Source organism: uncultured Kluyvera sp., assembly GCF_902485085.1.
GTDB classification, from domain to species: domain Bacteria; phylum Pseudomonadota; class Gammaproteobacteria; order Enterobacterales; family Enterobacteriaceae; genus Kluyvera; species Kluyvera ascorbata.
Genome location: NZ_CABTJS010000140.1, coordinates 20,637 through 42,042 on the forward strand (window position 1 = coordinate 20,637; position 21,406 = coordinate 42,042).

General features: G+C 57.1%; 18 protein-coding genes. 11 read left to right on the top strand and 7 right to left on the bottom strand.

Annotation, left to right across the window (positions count from 1 at the left end):
- Nucleotides 1–171 precede the first annotated feature (171 nt).
- On the top strand, nucleotides 172–1,080 hold the full coding sequence (locus tag RDN66_RS16655; RefSeq protein WP_308538034.1) for an alpha/beta hydrolase: 909 nt from the start codon (nucleotides 172–174) through the stop codon (nucleotides 1,078–1,080).
- Here the strand turns inward: RDN66_RS16655 and RDN66_RS16660 are convergent.
- The gene (locus RDN66_RS16660; protein WP_202218108.1) at nucleotides 1,077–1,889 is read right to left on the bottom strand and encodes a DNA-binding transcriptional regulator; all 813 of its coding nucleotides are present in this window, start codon (nucleotides 1,887–1,889) and stop codon (nucleotides 1,077–1,079) included. The two genes, RDN66_RS16655 and RDN66_RS16660, sit on opposite strands and share 4 nt — an antisense overlap.
- A gap of 187 nt (nucleotides 1,890–2,076) precedes the next feature.
- Here RDN66_RS16660 and RDN66_RS16665 point away from each other — a divergent pair, with 187 nt between their 5' ends.
- The 9 genes from RDN66_RS16665 (at nucleotide 2,077) to RDN66_RS16705 (ending at nucleotide 11,064) form a co-directional block, all read left to right on the top strand.
- Nucleotides 2,077–3,741, top strand: a complete 1,665-nt coding sequence (locus tag RDN66_RS16665) for a bifunctional 3-(3-hydroxy-phenyl)propionate/3-hydroxycinnamic acid hydroxylase (RefSeq protein WP_202217901.1) — start codon at nucleotides 2,077–2,079, stop codon at nucleotides 3,739–3,741.
- A 1-nt stretch (nucleotide 3,742) separates the two neighbouring features.
- Nucleotides 3,743–4,687, top strand: coding sequence for a 2,3-dihydroxyphenylpropionate/2,3-dihydroxicinnamic acid 1,2-dioxygenase (gene mhpB / locus RDN66_RS16670; protein ID WP_308538035.1), 945 nt, complete (start codon nucleotides 3,743–3,745; stop codon nucleotides 4,685–4,687).
- 17 nt (nucleotides 4,688–4,704) lie between these two features.
- On the top strand, nucleotides 4,705–5,571 hold the full coding sequence (mhpC, locus tag RDN66_RS16675) for a 2-hydroxy-6-oxonona-2,4-dienedioate hydrolase (RefSeq protein WP_202217903.1): 867 nt from the start codon (nucleotides 4,705–4,707) through the stop codon (nucleotides 5,569–5,571).
- A 9-nt stretch (nucleotides 5,572–5,580) separates the two neighbouring features.
- On the top strand, nucleotides 5,581–6,384 hold the full coding sequence (mhpD, locus tag RDN66_RS16680) for a 2-keto-4-pentenoate hydratase (RefSeq protein ID WP_202217904.1): 804 nt from the start codon (nucleotides 5,581–5,583) through the stop codon (nucleotides 6,382–6,384).
- Nucleotides 6,381–7,331, top strand: a complete 951-nt coding sequence (gene mhpF, locus RDN66_RS16685) for an acetaldehyde dehydrogenase (protein WP_202217905.1) — start codon at nucleotides 6,381–6,383, stop codon at nucleotides 7,329–7,331. The genes mhpD and mhpF overlap by 4 nt, the downstream gene beginning before the upstream one ends.
- Complete coding sequence (mhpE, locus tag RDN66_RS16690; protein ID WP_202217906.1) at nucleotides 7,328–8,341, top strand: 4-hydroxy-2-oxovalerate aldolase; 1,014 nt, start codon at nucleotides 7,328–7,330, stop codon at nucleotides 8,339–8,341. The genes mhpF and mhpE overlap by 4 nt, the downstream gene beginning before the upstream one ends.
- Before the next feature lie 114 nt (nucleotides 8,342–8,455).
- Entirely contained in the window at nucleotides 8,456–9,676 is a 1,221-nt protein-coding gene (gene mhpT / locus RDN66_RS16695; protein ID WP_308538036.1) for a 3-(3-hydroxy-phenyl)propionate transporter MhpT, read from the top strand.
- A 102-nt stretch (nucleotides 9,677–9,778) separates the two neighbouring features.
- Nucleotides 9,779–10,645 (top strand): aldo/keto reductase family oxidoreductase, encoded by an 867-nt coding sequence (locus RDN66_RS16700; protein ID WP_202217908.1) that lies wholly within the window; start codon nucleotides 9,779–9,781, stop codon nucleotides 10,643–10,645.
- 11 nt (nucleotides 10,646–10,656) lie between these two features.
- Complete coding sequence (locus tag RDN66_RS16705; RefSeq protein ID WP_202217909.1) at nucleotides 10,657–11,064, top strand: GFA family protein; 408 nt, start codon at nucleotides 10,657–10,659, stop codon at nucleotides 11,062–11,064.
- 124 nt (nucleotides 11,065–11,188) lie between these two features.
- Here the strand turns inward: RDN66_RS16705 and azoR are convergent, their stop codons facing one another.
- Nucleotides 11,189–11,791: an FMN-dependent NADH-azoreductase gene (gene azoR / locus RDN66_RS16710; RefSeq protein WP_202217910.1), complete on the bottom strand. Its 603-nt coding sequence runs from the start codon at nucleotides 11,789–11,791 to the stop codon at nucleotides 11,189–11,191.
- 199 nt (nucleotides 11,792–11,990) lie between these two features.
- On the opposite strand from azoR, the gene hrpA reads away from it, so the two are divergent.
- Nucleotides 11,991–15,893: an ATP-dependent RNA helicase HrpA gene (gene hrpA, locus RDN66_RS16715; RefSeq protein WP_308538037.1), complete on the top strand. Its 3,903-nt coding sequence runs from the start codon at nucleotides 11,991–11,993 to the stop codon at nucleotides 15,891–15,893.
- Between the two features lie 64 nt (nucleotides 15,894–15,957).
- Here hrpA and RDN66_RS16720 read toward each other — a convergent pair whose 3' ends face one another.
- Genes RDN66_RS16720 through RDN66_RS16740 form a run of 5 tightly spaced genes read right to left on the bottom strand, consistent with a single transcriptional unit; the run spans nucleotide 15,958 to nucleotide 21,205 of the window.
- The gene (locus RDN66_RS16720; protein ID WP_308538038.1) at nucleotides 15,958–16,617 is read right to left on the bottom strand and encodes an O-methyltransferase; all 660 of its coding nucleotides are present in this window, start codon (nucleotides 16,615–16,617) and stop codon (nucleotides 15,958–15,960) included.
- Nucleotides 16,618–16,638: 21 nt separating this feature from the next.
- A complete protein-coding gene (locus tag RDN66_RS16725; RefSeq protein ID WP_202217912.1) occupies nucleotides 16,639–18,015 on the bottom strand; it encodes an efflux transporter outer membrane subunit in 1,377 nt (458 codons plus the stop codon).
- Nucleotides 18,012–19,097 carry an HlyD family secretion protein gene (locus RDN66_RS16730; RefSeq protein WP_035893177.1) on the bottom strand — a complete coding sequence of 362 codons (1,086 nt, stop codon included), beginning with the start codon at nucleotides 19,095–19,097 and terminating at the stop codon, nucleotides 18,012–18,014. The genes RDN66_RS16725 and RDN66_RS16730 overlap by 4 nt, the downstream gene beginning before the upstream one ends.
- Before the next feature lie 24 nt (nucleotides 19,098–19,121).
- Nucleotides 19,122–20,774 (bottom strand): MFS transporter, encoded by a 1,653-nt coding sequence (locus RDN66_RS16735; RefSeq protein WP_308538039.1) that lies wholly within the window; start codon nucleotides 20,772–20,774, stop codon nucleotides 19,122–19,124.
- Complete coding sequence (locus tag RDN66_RS16740; RefSeq protein WP_308538082.1) at nucleotides 20,774–21,205, bottom strand: MarR family transcriptional regulator; 432 nt, start codon at nucleotides 21,203–21,205, stop codon at nucleotides 20,774–20,776. The genes RDN66_RS16735 and RDN66_RS16740 overlap by 1 nt, the downstream gene beginning before the upstream one ends.
- Between the last annotated feature and the right edge of the window lie 201 nt (nucleotides 21,206–21,406).

Consider the following 21,406-nt stretch of genomic DNA (forward strand, 5'->3'; position numbering starts at 1 on the left):
GGTCGCAATCAAGGAGTACTGTTTGCCTATCCAGTTATCCTGTTTTAGGAATTCTGCTCGATCTCGCGATAGACAGCTTCGGTAAGTCACAATTCGCCATAAATCCTTCATCCTCTATCCTTTCTTTTTTGCTTAACTGTCTATTCCTTACCTACGTATTGAGACGCGCCTATGCATCGTCGTCATTTTCTGTTGGGTTTTGCCGCCACGCTGTTCTCGGCGCGATATGGTTCAACGCTTGCCTACGCCACGTCATATCAACAGCAGACGATCCCGCTATGGCCCGCGATTTCCCCTAGCGGCGGCGGTCCCGTGGGGAAAATGCACGTGAGTGCGAAAGGGGCGCAAAGCCAGATAGCGGTTCCGTCGCTCACCGTACTGACGCCGTCATCGCCTAACGGCCGTGGCGTGCTGATTGCGCCAGGAGGCGGTTATCAGCGAATTGAGATGGCGATGGAAGGCTGGCCCGCCGCTCTGTGGCTGGTAAACCGCGGTTATACCGCGTACCTGCTGAGCTATCGCTTGCCCGGTGAAGGCTGGAATGATGGCAATCTGGTCGCGCTGCAGGACGCGCAACGGGCGCTGCGGATCGTGGCACAGCGCGAAAGGCGGGTAAGCGATCTGGGCTTTTCAGCCGGTGGGCATCTGCTTGGCATGGCGGCGACGCGACCAGACTACCAAAGCTATCCCGCGGTAGACGCACTGGATAAGCATCCCGCAACCATGGACGGTGCGGCGCTCATTTACCCCATCATCACGCTTGAAAAACCGTACACTCATACTGCGACGCATAAAATTCTGCTCGGAAGAGAGGCTTCACAGGCGGCCAACGCTGCGTGGTCAGTTCAGCGCTATGTTACGCCAGAAACACCGCCGATGTTCCTGGTGCAGGCTGAAGACGATCCGGTGTCTGATCCTCACAATACGCTAATCATGCAAGCGGCCTGCCTGCGCGAGCAGGTGCCGGTCACGATGTACCGTTATCCAACCGGTGGACATGGTTTTGCGATGGGGAAACCGGGAACCGCAACCGTTGAATGGCCTGGGCACTATGCATCCTGGTTACGAGCCCTGAGCTAAAGATGTTCGTAGACGATGTCTTCTTCCGACATCCGCTCTTCAATTTGTCGCGTGACGCGCAGTAGCGCGGCCAGGTGTTTTTCCGCTGCCTGTTCTATGGTCATGGCTTTCGCAATATAAACCAGATTCAGGCAACCAATCACTCTCTCCTGGCTGCGCACGGGAACGGCGATAGAGGCAATTTTTTGCTCCATTTGCCAGCCCTGGAAATTTTCGCCATAGCCGTTCTTGCGCGTCTTTTCAAGAATGGCATGCAGCTTTTCTGGCTCACGCGCCAGTTGGTATTCCGTTTCGGGACGTGCCGCCAACATCTCAATAATCGGCTGCCGCTCCTGTTCGGGAGAGAACGCCAGCCAGGTCAGACCCGAAGCCGTCAAGAGTAGCGGTAAACGGCGGCCGACCATGGCACGGTGAAAAGAGAGGCGGCTAAAACGGTGGGTTGTTTCGCGAACGACCATAGCATCAACGTCGAGAGTGGTTAAATCCGTCGGCCAAATGACCTCGCGCAATAATTCTCCAAGCAGCGGTGTTGCCAGTGCAGAAATCCAATGTTCGTCACGAAATCCCTCACTTAACTGCCTGACGTTGATGGTCAGGCGGAAACTATCATCTGACAGACTTCGCCTGACATAACCTTCTTCCTGAAGTGTCTCCAGCAGCCTTCTGACGGTGGTGCGATGCAGGCCGCTAAACTCAGCGAGCGCCGCGATTGACGCGCCTCCGTCGAATTTATTTAACAAATTTAGTAACAATAGCCCGCGCGTTAACCCCCGCACCGTTTTGTAATCAGTTGCATCGCTATTTTTCATTTTATCCGCTTTTTCTATATCTAAAACAACGGTGTGCATCAGGTGCACATTTCGGCTTGTTTTGATTGTAGCCCAGTTTTCCGGACATATACTCCGCTCATTACAAAAATAATTTCACATTAAATTAACAAGCAACGCGGAGTGAGATCGTTCTGCATTGCCTGGTTCGAGCCGTGAGGTATTTAAGATGACAACGTCAAATCCGGATATTCAACCTGCTGTTCAGCACCGTGTTCAGGTCGCTATCGCTGGCGCGGGCCCAGTGGGACTGATGCTGGCGAACTATATGGGGCAGATGGGCATTGACGTGCTGGTGGTCGAGAAGCTGGATAAATTAATAGATTATCCGCGTGCCATTGGTATCGACGATGAAGCGCTGCGCACCATGCAGTCGGTTGGCCTGGTCGACAAAGTGCTGCCACACACAACCCCCTGGCACGCGATGCGTTTCCTGACCCCGAAAGGCCGCTGCTTTGCGGATATTCAACCGATGACCGACGAGTTCGGATGGTCTCGCCGCAACGCCTTTATCCAGCCGCAGGTGGATGAGGTGATGTACCAGGGGTTAAGCCGTTTCCCGAACGTCCGCTGTCTGTTTTCCCGTGAGCTAGAGGCCTTCAATCAAAATAGTGACACTGTCACGATTAATCTGAAAGGGCCGGATGGGGAACGTGAAACGGTACAGGCTGACTGGCTGGTGGCATGTGACGGCGGGGCGAGCGTTATTCGCCGTACCCTGAATGTGCCGTTCGAAGGCAAAACCGCGCCTAATCAGTGGATTGTGATTGATATTGCCAACGATCCGCTGGCAACCCCGCACATCTATTTATGCTGCGACCCGGTGCGCCCGTATGTCTCAGCGGCATTACCGCACGGCGTTCGTCGCTTTGAATTTATGGTTATGCCAGGCGAAACCGAAGCTCAACTGAGCGAGCCGGACAATATGCGTCGTCTTCTGAGCCAGGTACTGCCAGACCCTGATAACGTTGAACTTATCCGCCAGCGTGTTTATACCCATAACGCGCGCATTGCCGAACGTTTCCGCATTGATCGTGTACTGCTGGCGGGCGATGCCGCGCATATCATGCCGGTCTGGCAAGGCCAGGGCTACAACAGCGGCATGCGCGACGCCTTCAACCTGGCATGGAAGCTGGCGATGGTCGTGAAGGGCAAAGCCGGTGATTCATTACTCGATACTTATCAGCAGGAACGCCGCGACCATGCCAAAGCGATGATCGATCTCTCCGTCACCGCCGGTAACGTGCTGGCTCCCGCCAAACGCTGGCATGGCACGGTTCGTGATGGTCTCTCCTGGCTACTCAACTACATCCCGCCGGTGAAACGCTACTTCCTGGAAATGCGCTTTAAACCGATGCCGCAGTACCGCGAAGGCGCGCTGTTGATGAACGGTACGGCGAAACGGTCCCCGGTCGGCAAAATGTTTATACAGCCCAAAGTGACCCGTGAAAACGGCGAAGTAGTGCTGCTGGATGATGTGATTGGCGCGAAGTTTGCTGTGATTGCCTGGGGCTGTAACCCGCTGTGGGGCATGAGCGAGAGTCAAATTGCGCAGTGGCGCGCGCTGGGCACCTGCTTTATTCAGGTCGTGCCGGACGTCCAGATTCGTACGCCGCAGGACAATGTTGACGGCGTCATCCGCCTTGGCGATACCCAGAACCGCTTCAAAACCTGGTTTGCCGCTGAGGATGCCTCGATTGCTGTGGTGCGCCCGGACCGTTTCGTCGCCGCTCTCGCTATCCCGCAAACCTTGAGCAAAACCCTGAACCAGCTTGCTGACGTGATGGCGTTAACGAGTGCCGCTTCCGATCTTAACGTTGAAAAGGTGGCCTGAGATGAATGCTTATCTCCACTGTCTCTCCCACACGCCGCTGGTGGGCTATGTCGACCCGGCTCAGGAGGTGCTGGATGAAGTGAACGGCGTCATCGCCGAGGCCCGCGCGCGCATTGCCGCGTTTGCCCCTGAACTGGTGGTGTTGTACGCCCCTGACCACTACAACGGCTTTTTCTACGACGTGATGCCACCGTTCTGTTTAGGCATTGGTGCGACGTCCATCGGGGATTTTTCCAGCGCTGCTGGGGTGCTACCGGTACCGACTGAACTCGCGGAAGCCTGCGCGCTCTCGGTCATGAAAAGCGGCATCGATCTGGCCGTTTCCTACTGCATGCAGGTGGATCACGGCTTTGCCCAACCGCTGGAGCTGCTGTTGGGCGGGCTCGATAACGTCCCGGTATTGCCGGTGTTTATCAACGGCGTCGCGACGCCGCTGCCGGGGTTCCAGCGCACCCGCATGCTGGGTGAAGCTATGGGCCGCTTCCTGTCCACTCTCAACAAACGCGTACTGATTTTAGGTTCCGGCGGTTTATCGCATCAGCCGCCGGTGCCGGAACTGGCGAAAGTGGACGCGCATATGCGCGATCGCCTGCTGGGCAGCGGTAAGCAACTCCCGCCTGAGGAACGCGAACTGCGCCAGCGTCGGGTGATTGAAGCGGCCGAACGCTTTGTCGAAGACCAGAAAACGCTGCACCCGCTGAACCCTGTCTGGGACAACCAGTTTATGACGTTGCTTGAACAGGGCCGCCTGGCCGAGCTGGACGCTATCAGCAACGAAGAACTTTCCGCCATCGCCGGGAAATTGACCCACGAAGTCAAAACCTGGGCCGCCGCGTTCGCCACGCTTTCCGCGATGGGTAAATACCGCAGCGAAGGCCGCTATTATCGCCCGATCCCTGAGTGGATCGCCGGCTTTGGCTCCCTGAGCGCCACGACAACGAATTGATTAAGCAGGAGAGAATAATGACCTATCAACCACAAACCGAAGCGGCAACCAGCCGTTATCTCAACGTTGAAGAAGCCGGGCAGACGCTGCGTATCCACTATAACGACTGCGGGCAGGGCGACGAAACGGTTGTGCTGCTGCACGGTTCCGGCCCAGGTGCGACCGGCTGGGCGAACTTCAGCCGCAATATCGACCCGTTAGTGGAGGCGGGTTACCGCGTACTGCTGCTTGACTGCCCGGGCTGGGGGAAAAGCGATTCGATCGTCAATACCGGTTCTCGCTCTGATTTGAACGCCCGCATTCTGAAAAGCGTGGTCGATCAGCTGGATATTCAGAAAGTCCATCTGTTGGGTAACTCAATGGGTGGCCACTCGGCGGTGGCGTTCACCCTGACCTGGCCTGAACGGGTGGGGAAACTGGTATTGATGGGCGGCGGTACCGGCGGTATGAGCCTGTTTACCCCAATGCCAACAGAAGGGATCAAACTGCTGAATGGCCTGTACCGCGAGCCCAATATCGACAATCTCAAAAAGATGATGAGCATTTTCGTTTATGACACCAGTGACCTGACCGAAGCGCTGTTTGAAGCACGCCTCAACAATATGCTGTCGCGCCGCGATCACCTTGAGAACTTTGTTAAAAGCCTGGAAGCGAATCCGAAGCAGTTCCCTGATTTTGGTCCACGTCTGGGCGAAATTAAAGCGCAGACGCTGGTGGTCTGGGGCCGTAACGACCGTTTTGTGCCGATGGATGCGGGTCTGCGACTGCTCTCGGGCATTAACGGCTCTGAGCTGCATATCTACCGTGACTGCGGCCATTGGGCGCAGTGGGAATATGCCGATGCGTTCAACCAACTGGTGCTGAATTTCCTCGACCGCGCGTAAGGAGCCGAAATGTCGAATTACTCTCTGGAAACGCTGGCGCAGACTCTGCGCGAGGCGGAGAAAAATGGTCAGGCGATTGAGCCGTTGCGTGAGGTTATCGGCCTTGAAAACGCCGAGGCGGCGTATGCCATCCAGCGCATTAACGTTCAGCATGCTGTGGCTCAGGGGCGTCGCGTTGTCGGTCGCAAAGTGGGGTTAACCCACCCAAAAGTGCAGCAGCAGTTGGGCGTCGACCAGCCGGACTTCGGCACGCTGTTTGCCGACATGTGCTATGGCGATAACGAAACCATTCCGTTCTCCCGCGTCCTGCAGCCGAAAATTGAGGCCGAGATTGCGCTGGTACTGAACCGCGACTTACCGCATGCCGACACCACGTTTGATGAACTGTACAACGCGATTGAGTGGGTGGTTCCGGCGCTGGAAGTGGTGGGAAGTCGCGTACGCGATTGGTCGATTAAGTTTGTTGATACCGTGGCCGACAACGCCTCCTGCGGCGTGTACGTGGTCGGCGGCCCGGCGCAGCGCCCGGCGGCGTTGGATCTCAAAAACTGCGCCATGAAAATGACCCGTAATCTGGAAGAGGTCTCCAGCGGCCGCGGCAGTGAATGCTTAGGACATCCGCTGAACGCCGCTGTCTGGCTGGCACGCAAAATGGCGAGCCTGGGCGAGCCCTTACGGGCGGGCGATATTGTGTTAACCGGTGCGCTGGGGCCGATGGTTGCCATCAATCCTGGCGACCGTTTTGACGCGGTTATCGAAGGTATCGGTTCAGTATCTGCGACGTTTTCAGCGCTAGAAGGAAGTCAGTCATGAGTAAATGTAAAGTCGCCATCATCGGTTCAGGCAATATCGGCACCGACCTGATGATAAAAATTCTTCGTCACGGTAAACATCTGGAAATGTCGGTGATGGTGGGGATTGACCCGAATTCCGATGGTCTGGCCCGCGCCAAACGCCTCGGCGTTGCCACCACTCACGAAGGGGTGAAAGGGCTGATGGCGATGCAAGAGTTTGCCGATATCGACATTGTCTTTGATGCCACCAGCGCGAGCGCGCATGTGAAAAATGACGCGGCGCTGCGTGCGGCGAAGCCCGACATCCGTCTGATTGACCTGACGCCAGCGGCCATTGGCCCGTACTGTGTGCCGGTGGTCAACCTCGACAAAAACCTGACTCAGGGCAACGTTAACATGGTGACCTGCGGCGGGCAGGCCACGATTCCGATGGTGGCCGCCGTTTCTCGGGTGGCAAAAGTGCACTACGCGGAGATTATAGCCTCTATCTCCAGTAAATCTGCTGGCCCCGGCACGCGCGCCAACATTGATGAATTCACCGAAACCACCTCGCAGGCGATTGAAGTGGTGGGCGGCGCGGCGAAAGGCAAAGCCATTATTATTCTGAACCCGGCCGAGCCGCCGGTGATGATGCGCGACACGGTATACGTGCTGAGCGAAGCAGCTTCACAAACCGAGATTGAAGCATCAATTGAAGAGATGGCCGCAGCGGTACAGGCGTATGTGCCGGGCTATCGCCTAAAGCAAAAAGTCCAGTTTGAAGTCATTCCGCAGGATAAACCGGTCAATATTCCGGGCGTCGGTCAGTTCTCCGGCCTGAAAACGGCTGTTTATCTGGAAGTGGAAGGGGCGGCGCACTACCTGCCAGCCTATGCTGGCAACCTCGACATTATGACCTCCGCGGCGATGTCGACCGCAGAAAAAATGGCCCAAACGCGGGTGAACGTGGCAGGAGAAGTCGCATGAACGGTAAAAAACTCTATATCTCTGATGTGACTTTACGTGACGGAATGCACGCGATCCGCCATCAGTATTCCCTTGATAACGTCCGCCAGATTGCCAAAGCGCTGGACGACGCCCGGGTGGATTCCATTGAAGTGGCGCACGGCGACGGCCTGCAAGGCTCCAGCTTTAACTACGGTTTTGGCGCGTACAGCGACGTGGAATGGATTGCGGCAGCGGCGGAAGTTGTGCAGCACGCCAAAATCGCCACGCTGTTGATTCCGGGCATCGGAACGCTGCATGACCTGAAAAACGCCTACCAGGCCGGTGCGCGCGTCGTGCGCGTGGCCACACATTGTACGGAAGCGGATGTTTCCGCACAGCACATTGCCTATGCCCGTGAGCTGGGGATGGACACCGTTGGCTTTCTGATGATGAGCCACATGACCACGCCGGAAAACCTCGCGAAGCAGGCGAAGCTGATGGAAGGCTACGGCGCAACCTGCATCTATGTGGTGGACTCGGGTGGTGCGATGAACATGAATGATATCCGTGACCGCTTCCGCGCACTGAAAGCGGTGCTGAACCCAGACACCCAGACCGGGATGCACGCGCATCATAACCTGAGTCTGGGCGTTGCCAACTCGCTGGTGGCGGTGGAAGAGGGCTGCGATCGCATCGATGCCAGTCTGGCTGGAATGGGGGCGGGTGCCGGTAACGCCCCGCTAGAGGTCTTTATCGCCGCCGCAGACAAACAGGGCTGGAACCACGGCACCGACCTGTACTCGCTGATGGCTGCGGCAGACGAACTGGTGCGTCCGCTACAGGACCGCCCGGTACGCGTCGATCGTGAAACGCTGGCGCTGGGCTATGCGGGCGTCTACTCCAGCTTCCTGCGCCACAGTGAAGTTGCCGCCGCGCGTTATGGTCTCAGCGCGGTCGATATTCTGGTTGAACTCGGCAAGCGCCGCATGGTGGGCGGTCAGGAAGATTTGATCGTTGACGTGGCGCTGGATCTGAAAGCCAAAGCATAAGCCTGATAACGATCCGGTCGGCAATGTACCGACCGGACAACTGGCAAAGGAAAATAATGCGGCCGACCAGGTATCGGCCGCCTTTTCATCTGCACTCTACAAGAAGGTCGCACTATGTCGAATGTCACCAACGTGTCCTCCGTACCGAAAAACTCCCGCCTGATTTTAACCGTCGGGCTTTGCTTTTTAGTTGCCCTGATGGAAGGGCTGGATTTACAGGCCGCGGGCATTGCGGCAGTAGGTATCGCCCAGGCGTTTGGCCTGGATAAAATGCAGATGGGCTGGATTTTCAGCGCCGGAATCCTTGGGCTCTTGCCCGGCGCGCTTGGCGGTGGAATGCTGGCCGACCGTTATGGTCGCAAAAAAGTCCTGCTTGGTTCGATGGTGCTGTTTGGCCTGTTTTCAATTGTGACCGCGCTGGCATGGGATTTTCACTCGCTGGTATTTGCTCGTTTGATGACGGGTGCAGGGCTTGGTGCGGCGCTGCCAAACCTGATTGCCCTAACGTCTGAAGCCGCTGGCCCCCGTTTTCGCGGTACGGCGGTGAGCCTGATGTACTGCGGCGTACCGATTGGTGCGGCAATGGCCGCGGCGATGGGGTTTAGCGGCCTGACGCAAGCCTGGCAGACCATTTTCTGGGTTGGCGGCGTGGTGCCTTTGCTGTTGGTTCCGCTATTAATGTCCCGTTTGCCGGAGTCGCAGGCGTTCAGCAGCCAGCAGCAGAAATCACCCGCACCGCTGCGGGCTATCTTTGCTACCGGTACCTCTTCCGCCACGCTGCTCTTATGGCTGTGCTATTTCTTTACGCTGTTGGTGGTCTACATGTTGATCAACTGGCTGCCCATGCTATTGGTCGATCAGGGATTTAGCCGTCCACAGGCTTCTGGCGTCATGTTTGCGCTGCAAATCGGCGCCGCTTTGGGCACCCTGATGTTGGGGGCGCTGATGGACAAACTCAGCCCTCTCAAAATGTCATTGCTGATTTATTGCGGCATGCTGGCGTCGTTGATTTCATTGGGGGCCGCGAGCTCTTTCGGTGCCATGATTGCCGCCGGATTCGTTGCCGGAATGTTCGCGACCGGCGGGCAGTGCGTGCTGTATGCGCTGGCACCATTGTTCTATCGCACCGAAATCCGTGCCACCGGCGTCGGTACTGCCGTCGCGGTAGGGCGTCTGGGGGCGATGAGCGGACCGCTGCTGGCGGGTAAAATGCTCGCGTTGGGTACGGGCACCGTCGGTGTCATGGCCGCTTCCGCGCCGGGCATTGTGCTGGCGGGCGTGGCGGTGTTCTGGCTGATGAACCGGCATCAGCGCCGAGAGTCGGCAGCGCGGTAAACGGCATTTTTTTGCGTTTATGGCATAAAAAGCACAGTCATACCGGGAAAACCGTTCCTATACTGTCGGTCACATTCATCATGATGATACAGGCAGGACGTTATGACTCGTTACACTACGTTTTCCCTTGGTTCTCAATTCGTGAATCGCCTCGGCTACGGGGCGATGCAGCTGGCGGGCCCAGGCGTATTTGGTCCACCGAAAGACCGACATGCCGCCATCTCCGTATTACGCGAAGCGCTGGCGCTCGGCGTCAACCATATCGACACCAGCGACTTCTACGGTCCACACGTTACTAACCAGATTATTCGTGAAGCGCTGCATCCTTATGCCGACGATCTGGTGATCGTGACCAAAATTGGGGCCCGTCGTGATGATAAAGGCGGCTGGCTGCCGGCGTTTTCCGCCGAGGAATTAAAGCAAGCGGTGCACGATAACCTGCGCAATCTCGGGCTTGATGCGCTGGATGTGGTGAATATGCGTGTGATGATTGGCGACGGTCATGCTCCGTGTGAAGGCTCTATTGAAGCCAGCGTTAGCGTACTCGCCGAGCTGCAACAGCAGGGGCTTATCAAGCATATTGGGGTCAGTAACGTTACGCCAACGCAGGTGGCCGAGGCATGCAAAATCGCCAATATTGTCTGCGTGCAAAATGAGTACAACATTGCCCACCGCCGCGATGATGAACTGATTGATACGCTGGCGCGCGACGGTATCGCCTATGTGCCGTACTTCCCGCTGGGCGGCTTCTCACCGCTGCAATCCTCCGCGCTGAACGAGGTCGCCAGTTCGCTGAACGCCACGCCGATGCAGGTGGCGCTGGCCTGGCTGCTGCACCGTTCGCCCAATATTCTGCTGATCCCCGGTACTTCGTCAGTGACGCATCTGCAGGAGAATATGGCTGCGGGTCAGTTGACCTTACCTGAGGATGCGCTGGCTACGCTCGACGGCATTGCGGCTCGCGCATAACGGGAGGCTTAATGAGCGACAAACGTTCCGCCCAATGCCACTGCGGCGCGGTGGCTTTCACCGTCGTGCTTAGCGATGGACTCAATACCGCCCGCCGCTGCAACTGCTCCTACTGCCGTATGCGCGGTGCGGTTGCGGTTTCTGCGCCGTTGTCCGGCATCGAGATTCTACGCGGGCAGGATAAATTGACGGAGTATCGCTTTAATACTGGCGAAGCTGTTCATTTTTTCTGTTCGGTGTGCGGGATTTATACCTTCCATCAGCGGCGCTCGAATCCTCAGCAATACGGGATTAACGTTGCTTGTCTCGAGGGCGTTTCGCCGTTTGATTTTGCCTGCGTGGAAGTTCATGACGGTATTCACCATCCGAAAGATGGCGGTGGTGGCATAGCGGGATATTTACGCTACGACAAAAAGTAGCCCAGACGAGGTGGTACGCCGACTCTGGGGGCTCGGAGCAAGTCCCGGCGGCGCTGCGCTTGGCCGGGCTACAAAAAAGAAAACCCTGCTCATGTGAGCAGGGTTTTTGTATTGCTGGGGGCGATTACGCTACCAGGCTGTCGATCGCGGCTTTTGCATCAGAGGTCGCTTTGGTGGCCACTTCTGGACCGTAAGCGATACCTTCGGCGAAGACCACGTTCACGTCGGTGATCCCGATGAAGCCCAGGAACACGTTCAGGTATGGGGTGATAAGGTCAGTTGGGCTATCTTTATGGATGCCGCCGCGGCTGCTCAGGACGATAGCGCGTTTGCCGGTGACCAGACCTTCTGGACCTTTTTCAGTGTAACGGAAGGTTACGCCAGCGCGGGCAATCAGGTCGAAGTAGTTTTTCAGCTGCGTTGGGATGTTGAAGTTATACATCGGCGCGGCGATAACAATGACGTCGTGGGCTTGCAGTTCATCAATCAGCTCGTCAGAGAGCTTCAGCGCTTCTTGCTGACGTGGGGTCAGTGGGGAATCGCTTGGGCGCAGCGCGCCGACCAGTTCGCCATCCAGCACCGGGATTGGATTGGCAGCCAGATCGCGGACGGTGATTTCGTCAGCGGAGTGCTTTTCACGCCACTGTTCAACAAAATAGTCGGACAGCTGACCTGATTGAGAGTAGCCTGCCAGGATGCTGGATTTCAGAACTAATACTTTGCTCATAGGTAATTCCTTATATTTGATTGACGGGCGATGCCCTGTTGCTTGCTGACACTTTATTCACAATCCTGCCACAGAGATAGCGCAATATATCGAATCCTATATTCAGTTTTTTTGAACAAGGCTCGAAATGCGCAAGTGTGGTATGCTATGACGATTCTTTATGAGAGCTTTTCCCGGCAGTGCGCTGCCCAATAAGACTATGACAGAACGACAAAAAATCACCTTTGCGATGCTCAGTCAGCGCCTTGACGCGCTGACTCTGCGGGATAAACAGCGCTTTGCCCGCCGATTACACGGCGTTAAGAAGGTTAAAAATCCTGAAGCACAACAGGCCATTTACCAGGAGATGGCGCAGGAAATTGAACAGGCAGCCGGTAAGGTTGTGCTGCGTGAAGCGGCGCGTCCGGTGATTGAGTACCCGGAAAACCTGCCGGTTAGCCAGAAGAAACAAGACATCCTCAACGCCGTGCGTGACCACCAGGTGGTGATCGTCGCCGGGGAAACCGGGTCGGGTAAAACCACCCAGTTGCCGAAAATCTGCATGGAATTGGGGCGCGGCATAAAAGGGCTGATTGGCCATACCCAGCCGCGTCGTCTGGCGGCGCGCACCGTGGCTAACCGTATTGCTGAAGAGCTGAAAACCGAGCCGGGCGGCTGCATTGGCTACAAGGTTCGCTTTAGCGATCACGTCAGCGACAACACCATGGTCAAGTTGATGACCGACGGTATTCTACTGGCGGAAATCCAGCAGGACCGCCTGCTGATGCAGTACGACACCATCATTATCGATGAAGCGCACGAACGTAGCCTAAACATCGACTTCCTGCTCGGCTACCTGAAAGAACTGCTGCCGCGTCGCCCGGATCTCAAGGTGATCATCACCTCGGCGACCATCGACCCGGAACGTTTCTCGCGCCACTTTAATAATGCGCCGATTATCGAAGTGTCCGGCCGCACCTATCCGGTTGATGTGCGTTACCGTCCGATTGTTGAAGATGCGGACGACACCGAGCGCGACCAGCTACAGGCGATTTTCGACGCCGTCGATGAATTGGGGCAGGAAGGGCCAGGCGATATCTTAATCTTTATGAGCGGTGAGCGAGAAATCCGCGATACCGCCGATGCGCTAAGCAAACGCGACCTGCGCCATACCGAGATCCTGCCGCTCTACGCCCGCTTATCGAACAGCGAGCAGAATCGCGTCTTCCAGTCGCACAGCGGACGGCGCATCGTGCTCGCCACCAACGTGGCAGAAACCTCGCTGACGGTACCGGGCATCAAGTATGTGATTGACCCAGGCACGGCGCGTATCAGCCGCTATAGCTATCGCACCAAAGTGCAGCGTCTGCCGATCGAGCCGGTTTCTCAGGCTTCCGCGAACCAGCGTAAAGGCCGCTGTGGTCGCGTATCGGAAGGTATCTGTATTCGTCTGTATTCCGAAGATGACTTCCTGTCGCGCCCGGAGTTTACCGACCCGGAAATCCTGCGTACCAACCTGGCGTCCGTTATTCTGCAAATGACCGCGCTGGGCTTGGGCGACATCGCCGCGTTCCCATTCGTCGAAGCGCCGGATAAACGCAATATTCAGGACGGCGTGCGCCTGCTCGAAGAGCTGGGCGCTATCACCACCGATGAACAGGCAACGGCCTACAAGCTGACGCCACAGGGCCGCCAGCTCAGCCAGTTGCCGGTCGACCCGCGTCTGGCGCGCATGGTGCTGGAAGCGCAGAAACACGGCTGCGTGCGCGAAGCAATGATTATCACGTCGGCGCTCTCTATCCAGGACCCGCGTGAACGTCCGATGGACAAACAGCAGGCGTCCGATGAAAAGCATCGCCGCTTCCACGACAAAGAGTCAGATTTTATGGCCTTTGTGAACCTATGGAACTACCTCGGCGAGCAGCAAAAAGCGCTATCGTCAAACCAGTTCCGCCGCCAGTGCAAGCTCGATTTCCTTAACTACCTACGCGTGCGTGAGTGGCAGGACATCTACACCCAGCTTCGCCAGGTGGTGAAAGAACTGGGTATTCCGGTAAACAGCGAACCGGCGGAGTACCGTGAAATTCATATTTCACTGCTGACCGGTCTGCTGTCGCACATCGGGATGAAAGATACCGACAAGCAGGAATTTACCGGTGCGCGTAACGCGCGCTTCTCCATCTTCCCGGGCTCAGGGCTGTTTAAGAAGCCGCCTAAATGGACGATGGTTGCCGAACTGGTCGAAACCAGCCGCCTGTGGGGGCGCATTGCCGCGCGTATCGACCCGGAATGGGTAGAGCCGGTGGCGCAGCATCTGATCAAACGTTCCTACAGTGAACCGCACTGGGAACGGGCGCAGGGCGCGGTGATGGCGACCGAGAAAGTCACCGTCTACGGCCTGCCCATTGTGGCCGCGCGTAAGGTTAACTACAGCCAGATTGACCCGGCGCTGTGCCGCGAGCTGTTTATCCGCCACGCGCTGGTGGAAGGCGACTGGCAGACGCGTCACGCCTTCTTCCGCGACAACCTCAAGCTGCGCGCTGAAATTGAAGAGCTGGAAAATAAATCACGTCGCCGTGATATCCTGGTGGATGACGAGACGATGTTTGAGTTCTACGACCAGCGCATCAGCCACGAAGTGATTTCCGCGCGCCATTTTGATAAGTGGTGGAAGCAGGCGAGCCGTGAAACGCCGGATCTGCTCAATTTCGAAAAGAGCATGCTGATTAAAGAAGGGGCGGAGCAGGTCAGCAAGCTGGACTACCCGAACTTCTGGCATCAGGGCAACCTGAAGCTGCGTCTTACCTATCAGTTCGAGCCGGGAGCCGATGCCGATGGCGTAACGGTGCACATTCCGCTGCCGCTGTTAAACCAGGTGGAAGAGGCCGGTTTTGAGTGGCAGATCCCGGGGCTGCGCCGTGAGCTGATTATCGCGCTGATTAAATCGCTGCCGAAACCGGTGCGCCGTAACTTTGTGCCTGCGCCGAACTACGCCGAAGCCTTCTTAGGCCGCGCCACGCCGCTGGAACTGCCTCTGCTGGATTCGCTGGAGCGTGAACTGCGGCGGATGACCGGCGTTACCGTCGACCGAGAAGCCTGGCAGTGGGATCAGGTGCCCGATCACCTGAAAATCAGCTTCCGCGTGGTGGACGATAAAAACAAGAAGCTTCAGGAAGGACGCTCACTTCGGGCGTTGAAAGATATGCTGAAGGGAAAAGTACAGGAGACGCTATCGGCGGTCGCCGACGACGGTATCGAGCAAAACGGGCTGCATATCTGGAGCTTTGGTGACCTTCCGGATCGCTATGAGCAGAAGCGCGGCAATTACAAGGTGAAAGCCTGGCCGGCGCTGGTGGACGAGCGTGACAGCGTGGCCATCAAGCTGTTTGATAACCAACTGGAACAGCAGCAGGCAATGTGGCGCGGCTTGCGCCGTCTACTGTTGCTGAATATTCCGTCGCCGATTAAGTATCTGCACGAGAAGCTGCCGAACAAGGCAAAACTGGGGCTCTACTTCAACCCGTATGGCAAGGTGCTTGACCTGATTGACGACTGTATCTCCTGCGGCGTGGACAAGCTGATCGACGAGGCGGGCGGGCCGGTGTGGAGCGAAGCGGGCTTCGCTGCGCTGCACGAAAAGGTGCGCGCTAATCTCAATGAAACGGTGGTGGAGATTGCCAAACAGGTTGAGCAAATTCTGACGGCGGTGTTTAACATCAACAAACGTCTGAAAGGCCGCGTGGACATGACCATGGCGCTGGGGCTGTCGGACATTAAGGCGCAGATGAACGGCCTGGTATACCGTGGCTTCGTTACCGGCAACGGTTTCCGTCGACTGGGCGATACGCTGCGTTATTTGCAGGCGATTGAAAAACGTCTGGAGAAAATGGCCGTTGACCCGCATCGCGACCGCGCGCAGATGCTGAAAGTGGATAGCGTCCAGCAGGCCTGGCAGCAGTGGTTGAACAAGCTGCCGCCGTCGCGTCGTGAAGATGATGATGTGAAGGAAATCCGCTGGATGATTGAAGAGCTGCGCGTGAGCTTCTTTGCTCAACAGTTGGGTACGCCGTATCCGATTTCGGATAAACGTATCCTGCAAGCGATGGAGCAGATTGTCGCCTGATCCCGGCGGCAAATTAGCTGTAGCCCGGGCGAGGCGTATGCCGACCCCGGGGCTTCACCGAGGCTTACGCGTTCACCCACGCCAACGTAAACCCATCCCACCCCTTAATCCCGACCGTTTGCAGCGCCGTGACCGTCAGGCGCGGGTCGTTATGCATCATCTCAATAAACCGGCGCACGCCCTGCACGCGGGCGTCGGTGCTGTTGGGGTTGGTCACCTCACCATCGCGCACCACGTTATCGCCGATAATCAGCGTGCGGGGGCGAGAATATTTCAACGCCCATTGCAGGTAATAAGGGTTATTCGGCTTATCCGCATCGATAAAAATCACGTCAAACGGCGCGGCATCTTCAAGCGTCGCCAGTGAATCCAGCGCCGGGCCTTCGCGCAGCGTCACCACCTTATCAAGCCCGGCGAGGGTGATATTCTCCCGCGCCACGCGGGCGTGCAGCGGGTCAGCTTCGAGGGTGATTAACCGCCCGCCCGGGGGCAGTTCGCGTGCCATCCAGATGGTGCTGTACGCGCCGAGCGTTCCTATTTCCAGAACTGACTTCGCGCCCACCATGCGCATAAACAGCGCCAGCAGTTGCCCTTGATTGGCCGCCACATCGTGCGCGGGTAGTCCGTTTCGCTGGTTGTTTTCCAGCACGAGAGACAGCACGGTATCGCCGGGAATCAGGTTCTCTATCAAATAATTATCAACATCTGACCACTGTTTTTGCATTGTGACACCCCTTAGGATTTGTCAGCCTGACAGCGAAGACCAGCCGCCTCCGAGCGACCGGTAAAGATCGATTTGCGCCAGTAGCAGATTGTTTTTCACCTGCACCACGCTGATTTGTGTTGAGAACAAGGTACGCTGCGCGTCCAGCACATCAAGATAGGAAGAGTAACCGTTGTTATAGCGGTTCTGCGCAATACGCAGCGTCTCTTGCGCCACCTCTTCTTGTCCCTGGAGTTCGCTGAGCTGCTCGCCATAGCGGGTGATGGCATCGAGGCTATCGTTGACCTCTTTAAACGCGTTGCGCACCGTTTTTTCATAGCTGTACAGCGCCTGGTTGCGCTGCGCCATCGACACGTCCACCTGGGCATTCAGCGCCTGACGGTTGAGCAGTGGTGCCAGAATGCTGCCACCGATGCTCCAGAGCCGCAGCGGGTTATCGAGCAGGTCCGGCAGGGTACGGTCTTGTAAACTGCCGGTTGCCGTCAGGTTTATCGATGGCAGCAGTTGTGCCTTTGAGGATGCCAGAGTGGCATCGGCGGCGAGCAGTTGGCGCTGGGCCTGGGCAATATCGGGACGGCGATTAAGCAGCGTAGAAGGCAGTTGCGACGGTAGCGAAAGCGGGGTCAGTTTATCAAACGCGTTGCGTTTAACGTTGCCAGGATTATTGCCAAGCAGCACGCTCAGCGCGTTCTCCTGCTGGGTGATTTGATGGCGCAGCAGCGGCACCTGAGCGCGGGTTGCGCGCAGTTCAGAATCGGCCTGCATCAGCTCAAGGCGGGAGGTGTAACCCGTTTCAAACTGTCTTTTCGCCAGCGTAAACGCCGCTTCCCGGGATTTCAGCGTCTGCTCCGTAACCTGTAGCTGTTCGTCGAGCGACAGCAGGGTGATATAGCCGACGGACACCGAGGTGGCGACCGTTAAATCCGCGGCGGCGGCGGCCGCTTTTTGTGCTTCCAGGCTTGCTTTGGCGGCCTCGGCGGCGCTGCGATTTGCCCCCCAGAGATCAACATCGTAACTCGCGGTCAGTCCGCCTTTATAGACCGTGCTGTGAATGGGCAAGCCCGTTGCGGCCGACTGTGAGCGAGCGCGAGTACCGCTCAGCCCGGCATCAAGGGTAGGGAACAGGCTGCTGTCGGCGGCGTAGGCGCGCGCCTGATATTCGTTTACCCGCTCGCGCGCAATCAGCACGTCGCTGTTGTAGCGCAGCGCCTGGTCAACGTACTGATTCAGCGCGCTGTCGTGAAAGTTGCGCCACCATACGCCCTCAACCGGGCTCGTTGGGCCAATGTCGGCGCGCCAGGCAGCAGGAATGGTCAGCGTAGACTCGGCACGCTGCACGTCGGCGGACTGACAGCCAACCAGCGCGAGGGCCAGCGCAAGGGCGACGGGGCGGATCATGGCTTCGCCTCCGCGCGGGTATCTATGGTGACCTGTACCGACATCCCCGGACGCAGTCGCTGCAGGTTTTTCTGTCCTTCATCCACGGCAATGCGTACCGGAATACGCTGGGCGATTTTAACGAAGTTGCCGGTGGCGTTATCCGGCGATATCGCGCTGAATTCCACGCCGGTTGCCGGTGAAATGCTCTGTACGGTGCCGCTGAATTTTTCGCTGTTCAGCGCATCAACGGTAAAGGTCGCGGGTTGACCAATTCGCACCGTGGCAAGCTGGGTCTCTTTCAGGTTGGCGATAACCCAATGCTGCGGTGGCACCAGCGGCGTTAAGTGCGTTCCGGCGGTGACATATGCGCCAAGCCGCACGGCGATTTGCCCAAGCTGGCCATCGGTGGGGGCGATAATGCGCGTGTTTTGCAGATCGATTTCCGCCAGCTCCAGCGAGGCTTTAGCGTTCGCCACGTCGGCTTCCAGCGAATCCCGGTTGACGATGGTGGTTTGCAGATCCTGCTTCGACATCTCCAGCGTCGCCTTCGCCTGCTCGATATCCGCGGTGCCCTGGGCGGCGCTGGCACGCGCCGAGTCACGTTCGCGAATCGACAGCGAACCGTCGGCCGTCAGATCCTGCACGCGTTTTAAATCCGCCTGCGATTTCAGATTTTGTGCGCGGGCGTTTTGCAGCGCCGCTTCATTACGCGCAATCACCGCTTCGGCGCTTTTACGCTGTTGAAGATTATTGCGTAGCGCCGCTTCCTTCATCGCCAACTGCGCCTGCGCCTGATGCACGCGCTGCTTATAGATGCGGTCATCAATCTGGAACAGCACCTGTCCCTTTTTGACCTGGTTAAAGTCCTGCACGTTAACGCCGGTCACGTAGCCGTTGACCTGCGGGCTGATAAAAGTGGTCAGGCCGCGCACGTAGGCGTTATCGGTAAACTGACTGTGGCGGGTAAACGGCGGTAGCTGCCAGGCGTACAGGACAACCAGTACGCCGACGAGACCGATGGCTGCGGCGGTAAAAATGGATACCACGCGGATATTGTTTCGGGTATTGGCCTGTTGCTTGGCCGCATCCTGCTGACTCATAACGATTCCAGATCTCTCTTGTTGTTATTTGCTGCCCGTCGCACGTTTCAGCGCGATGTGGGCGGTAATACGCAGTCTTAATAATCGCCAGAACACCCATAGCAGCGTGGCGGCAGAAATGGCTGCCGTCAGCAGATAAGTATCATTGTAGGCGAGAATATTGGCCTCCAGCGTGGAGAGGTTTTGCAGTACGGCGCTGGCCTGAACGTTCAATAGCGCGCTGTCGCCTAGCTGACTTTGATACTGCTGGGCGTAAAGCTGTAGCCGCTCGTTAATGACCGGATTGAGGGTGGTTATCTGGTCGGCAAGCTGGCTTGAGTGAAACTTCTCTCGCCAGGTCTGAAAGGTGCCGAGGATAGCCGAACCGAGCAGGCCGCCAATGTTCTGGCTCATGCCAAACAGCACCGAGAAGCTCACCAGATTACGCTGGTCGGCAATAACGCCGCCGATGCCTGCCAACATGGCGGGCGCGAGGAAAAAGGCACTGCCGAAGCCGAGCAGGAACTGGCTGAACATCAGTTGGTCAGGGCGCGTCAGGCTGGTGGACTGGCTGTCCAGCAGCGAGGCTATCATGATGAGCGTCAGTGCCGTGGCGGTGGGCCAGTAAAGTCGCCGCGGGTTGAGCGTCAGGCAACTGGCGATAATCCCGCAGGTAATACCTGCAAAAATCGACCACGCCAGCGTCGTCATCTGCTCGTTTTGCAGCCCCACGTACTGAAGCCAGCCGATAACGCCGGTATTCTGCTCCGCCAGCACGATACGGATAAGCACCATAATCAGCCCCAGGCGCAGAATACTGCCGCTGGAGAGCCACCGAGTGTTTAATAGCGGGTTAGTACGGTTATGTTCAAAGATGATGGCAGAGACAATCAGCACAATCGCCGTGGCGAGCGACCAGCCAATCCACGGCGCTTCAAACCACCATTCGAGACGCCCCAGGGACAGCACTGCGCATATCAGCGCCATACCGGGGGCCAGTAAAATAAAGGTGATGAAATCTTTCTTCTCGAACACCTTTTTACGGTCGCTCGGCGGTAGCTTAAGGGCAATAACGCAGGCGAGCGACACCAGCGCCAGGCCTAATTCAAAGAAGTAGAGTCCACGCCATTCGTCAATTTGTAACAGTTCGGTCGAGAACAGCCTTGCGATGGGAATAGCCAGCGACGAGCCGGTTATCCCAATGGTCAGCGCTTTCAGGCGGTGCTTAGCAGGCCAGGCCTGCACCTGATAATAGATCCCGAGCGAACTTAAGGCCGCCGCCACCATACCGTGGGCGGCGCGCACCATCAGCGCCGAGCTGAGGTCGTTGACGAACAGGTGAAAGAAGGTCACCAGCACATACAGCACCAGAAAGCCTTCGGTAAACGCCCGCAGACCAAACTGCTGGCGAAATTTCACCAGCAGCAGGTTAATGGAAACGTTATTCATGACGTAAACAGCAGGCAGCCAGGCGATTTCCGTCGACCAGGCGGCAAATGAACCCTGAAGGTTTTGCAGATTCGCGGTGACGACCGCATTGCCCAACGCACCGGTGAGACAAACCAGCAGGCCGACGATGCCGTAGGCGACACGTTTTGGTGCGCTGTGAATCGGCGTTGATGGAGAGCCGAGGATCGCCGGTTTTTCGTGGGGCGCCCAGTCGTGCGGGGCGTAGGGGTCGCGACGCGGTGGAGCCATTATTTTTTCTCCACTTCGTGCAGCAACCGGGTGAGCACCCGCTGGGTAATCTCTTGTTCTTCTGGAGTAATCACCGTCAGAATCACTTCACGCAGTTCATCCGCCACGGCTTTTACCTGGTGATAAAGCTCAAGGCCTTTTGGCGTCGCGACCAGCAGCCGCTTACGTTTATCACGCTCGGTGAGGACTCGCTCGACCAGCCCAGCCTCTACCAGACGGTTAATAAGCGGCACCACGGTGGCGCTTTCTACTCCCAACTCCTGAGCAAGTTCAGACTGCGACAGTGGCTGTTCGTTGCGCGCAATGCTGGCCACGGCGACCCATGTGGCCTGGCTCATACCGAGATCTTTCAGCCGACGGTTTACCGCCAGCCGCCAGTGATGGGCGGTGAGATAGAGGAGATGAGAAAAACTAAGCTGACGGTTATCCATAGGCGATGTATTCATGATCATTAGAGCTCTAATGATTCTACGTTCGCCGAAAACCATAATTCAAGTGAATATGAAAAATAAATGTTATCGGAAGGTGACTATTTGTTTGCTATGGGATGGGGGTGTAGGCCGGATAAGGCGGAGCCGCCATCCGGCACTAGGCTCAATGCTGCCCGATGGCGCTTCGCTTATCGGGCCTAC

Excerpts from the sequence above, each read along its gene's own strand:
- RDN66_RS16655 (WP_308538034.1), top strand. The coding sequence starts at position 172 with ATGCATCGTCGTCATTTTCTGTTGGGTTTTGCCGCCACGCTGTTCTCG.
- RDN66_RS16660 (WP_202218108.1), bottom strand. The coding sequence starts at position 1,889 with ATGAAAAATAGCGATGCAACTGATTACAAAACGGTGCGGGGGTTAACG.
- RDN66_RS16665 (WP_202217901.1), top strand. The coding sequence starts at position 2,077 with ATGACAACGTCAAATCCGGATATTCAACCTGCTGTTCAGCACCGTGTT.
- mhpB (WP_308538035.1), top strand. The coding sequence starts at position 3,743 with ATGAATGCTTATCTCCACTGTCTCTCCCACACGCCGCTGGTGGGCTAT.
- mhpC (WP_202217903.1), top strand. The coding sequence starts at position 4,705 with ATGACCTATCAACCACAAACCGAAGCGGCAACCAGCCGTTATCTCAAC.
- mhpD (WP_202217904.1), top strand. The coding sequence starts at position 5,581 with ATGTCGAATTACTCTCTGGAAACGCTGGCGCAGACTCTGCGCGAGGCG.
- mhpF (WP_202217905.1), top strand. The coding sequence starts at position 6,381 with ATGAGTAAATGTAAAGTCGCCATCATCGGTTCAGGCAATATCGGCACC.
- mhpE (WP_202217906.1), top strand. The coding sequence starts at position 7,328 with ATGAACGGTAAAAAACTCTATATCTCTGATGTGACTTTACGTGACGGA.
- mhpT (WP_308538036.1), top strand. The coding sequence starts at position 8,456 with ATGTCGAATGTCACCAACGTGTCCTCCGTACCGAAAAACTCCCGCCTG.
- RDN66_RS16700 (WP_202217908.1), top strand. The coding sequence starts at position 9,779 with ATGACTCGTTACACTACGTTTTCCCTTGGTTCTCAATTCGTGAATCGC.
- RDN66_RS16705 (WP_202217909.1), top strand. The coding sequence starts at position 10,657 with ATGAGCGACAAACGTTCCGCCCAATGCCACTGCGGCGCGGTGGCTTTC.
- azoR (WP_202217910.1), bottom strand. The coding sequence starts at position 11,791 with ATGAGCAAAGTATTAGTTCTGAAATCCAGCATCCTGGCAGGCTACTCT.
- hrpA (WP_308538037.1), top strand. The coding sequence starts at position 11,991 with ATGACAGAACGACAAAAAATCACCTTTGCGATGCTCAGTCAGCGCCTT.
- RDN66_RS16720 (WP_308538038.1), bottom strand. The coding sequence starts at position 16,617 with ATGCAAAAACAGTGGTCAGATGTTGATAATTATTTGATAGAGAACCTG.
- RDN66_RS16725 (WP_202217912.1), bottom strand. The coding sequence starts at position 18,015 with ATGATCCGCCCCGTCGCCCTTGCGCTGGCCCTCGCGCTGGTTGGCTGT.
- RDN66_RS16730 (WP_035893177.1), bottom strand. The coding sequence starts at position 19,097 with ATGAGTCAGCAGGATGCGGCCAAGCAACAGGCCAATACCCGAAACAAT.
- RDN66_RS16735 (WP_308538039.1), bottom strand. The coding sequence starts at position 20,774 with ATGGCTCCACCGCGTCGCGACCCCTACGCCCCGCACGACTGGGCGCCC.
- RDN66_RS16740 (WP_308538082.1), bottom strand. The coding sequence starts at position 21,205 with ATGGATAACCGTCAGCTTAGTTTTTCTCATCTCCTCTATCTCACCGCC.